We start from the raw sequence: 2,637 nt of genomic DNA, 5'->3' as shown, positions 1-2,637 counted from the left end.
AGGATTTACAAAAAATAAATTATGAATACTAGGTGAGTTATTTCAAATAAAAATCACTAAAGGTTATAGAAAAGATAGAATAATATATATGATAGTAGATGTGGCAGTAGGAGAAAAAGAGGATCAAAATTTAATTAATAGTATAAAAATTTAAATAAAAAATTGTTTAGTGGTTATTATAATAGTAATAGTTGATTAAAGACCAACTAAATCTCAAACTAACTAGGTAAAAGCTAGAATTGTCTAACCTTTTGATAGTATTATAAAGTTTGAGAAATATAAGTCAAAAGCTTAGGCTATCACCTATGTCTTTTGCGAAAAGCTCTAGATTTGATAGTTTATATTTCAATCTAGAGCTTTTTTATGACTAATTTTATAATCAAGGAGAAAAATTATGACAGATAAAAAATCTTATCTTAAAGACTTGAAAGATGGTAGTGTAAAAGTTTCTCTTATGGTAAATAAGAAATTATATAAAGATGGAAATAAGATGCTTTATTTATTAAGTGATAAAAGTGGATATATAAACGCAAAAGTACCTGTAAAAGTAAAATTAGAGCCAGGACAAGTTATTGAAGTTGAAGGTGTTAAAGATTATGTATTAGATGTTTTTCAAGTTAAAAAAATTGAAAATTATAATATTGATGATTATCTTGTAACTGTTAATAGAGATATAGATGAAATCATGGAAGACATTGAAGAGATAAGCAAAGAGTGCATAACTTCACCACAAGGCAAAATGCTAGATGACTACTTTTTTAAGAATAAAGAGTTTTTAGAAAAATTCAAGCGAGGAATTGGAGGCGTAAGTATGCACCACAATTACATTGGAGGTTTGGCGGAACACACTTTAGGTGTGATGCATTTGACAAAAGTATTATGTGATATATATGATTGTAGAAGAAGAGAAATTGCAGTTTTAAGTGCCAAACTTCATGATATAGGTAAAATTTATGAAATGGATTATAGTGGCCCTTTTAAATATACTTTAGAAGGGGAGCTTGAAGGACATATAGTTATAGGTGTTCAAATGATTGATAGAGCAATTATTAATCTGGAAATACCTTTTAGTGAAGATTTTATTAGACGAATAAAAGGATGTATTACTCAACATCACGGCAAATTAGAATATGGATCTCCTAAAAAGGCAAATATGGAAGAATCCATAATATTAAATTTTGCTGACAGTGTTGATGCTACTTTGAATAAGGTAAACCAAATAAAAGGAGAAACAAAAGAAGATACTTGGTCCGTATATGATAAGAAAATGGAAACGAAGCTTTATCTTTAGTTGAAAATATAAAACAAGGGGAATTAAAATGATGGATTATAAAAATATAAGAATTGGAATATCTTCATTAATATTTAATATAAATGAAGCTCTAGAGATATGTAATAAAAATAAAAAAATAAATCATATAGAAATAGGGATTGATAATATTTCGGATTGTGAACTACTGAAGAAATATGCAGAAACTATAAAAAAACTTAATTTAAGTGTTGGTATTCATCTACCTATGGAGTTAAATCCATGTGAAGACATTATATTTATTAAAGATAAGTGGATAAACTATATTAACATATTAAATGAAGAGTTAAAATTTTTAAATATATCATATTTTAATATGCATTTAGGATATGTTATGACAAATAGATTAACAAGAAATAAAGTAAAATACTTAAATAATATAGTAGATTTTTTCAATCAATTGTTATTAAAAAATAATAATCTACTTATTACAATAGAAAATACCTACACTAAAGGGGGAGACTTTTCCAATGTGGGAAGTGATGTAGAAGATTTTGAATATATTTTTAAGTGTAATAAGGATATAAGATTTTGTTTTGATAGCGGTCATAATTTGATTTGTAAAAGTAATTATTACTTATTAAAAAATAAAATAAAAGTAATTCATCTTAGTGATAACAATGGAGTTGAAGATGAACACTCAGGCATATTAAAAGGAAATTTAACATCACAAGAATTAAAAATTATATTATCTTTAAAACCAGAGTTTTTAGTACTTGAGATGAACCTAAATGATGTGGAAGAGTCCTTAGATATTTTAAAAAGTAACTATTTTGAATAAAAAATATTTCATATTATTGACAAAAACATAACAAATAGATACTCTTACTTCTAGGAGGAAGTATATGAATAATAATGTTTACAATACCTTTTTTGAAGTAATAGAAAATCTAAAGAAAAATAAAAATGTAAAGTCTATTATTCACGTGGGATCAAGTAAAGATAACATATATGAAGAGAATTGTAAAATAAATGATATAGACTTATTTATTATTGTAGAGAATCAAGAAGAAAATCAAATTAGAAAAATTGAAAAGATTAATGGAATAGAGTTTGATTTTAATTATATTTCTGTAGAAGGATGTTATAGTTTTCTTGAAAATAAAACATATTTTTTTCTGAATATAAAAGATGGAAAATTATTATATGATGAAAATGATTTAGGAAAAGGAATTTTGTCATTATGTGGAGAAAAATATAAAGAGGGGCCTACTAAAATATCTTCAAGTGAAAAACGATTTCAAGTGGAACAATTACTTTCAGATATTTCAAGATTAAAAAATAAAGAGGAATATGAAGACTTTGAATATGATTTTTTAATTTATATG

2 protein-coding genes and 1 pseudogene are annotated in these 2,637 nt (G+C 24.9%); all 3 read left to right on the top strand.

The window, feature by feature from the left end; all coding sequences use genetic code 11:
* The first annotated feature begins 394 nt into the window (after window positions 1–394).
* The gene (locus tag NSA58_RS18605; RefSeq protein ID WP_039679887.1) at window positions 395–1,291 is read left to right on the top strand and encodes an HD domain-containing protein; all 897 of its coding nucleotides are present in this window, start codon (window positions 395–397) and stop codon (window positions 1,289–1,291) included.
* A 28-nt stretch (window positions 1,292–1,319) separates the two neighbouring features.
* Window positions 1,320–2,090: a TIM barrel protein gene (locus NSA58_RS18600; RefSeq protein ID WP_257560824.1), complete on the top strand. Its 771-nt coding sequence runs from the start codon at window positions 1,320–1,322 to the stop codon at window positions 2,088–2,090.
* 64 nt (window positions 2,091–2,154) lie between these two features.
* Window positions 2,155–2,637: pseudogene (locus NSA58_RS18595) on the top strand (hypothetical protein); the annotation flags it as partial.

This window comes from Terrisporobacter muris, assembly GCF_024621905.1.
Classification (GTDB): Bacteria; Bacillota; Clostridia; order Peptostreptococcales; family Peptostreptococcaceae; genus Terrisporobacter; species Terrisporobacter muris.
The sequence above is the reverse complement of the archived record's forward strand: the minus strand, read 5'-3'. Positions and strand labels throughout refer to the sequence as shown.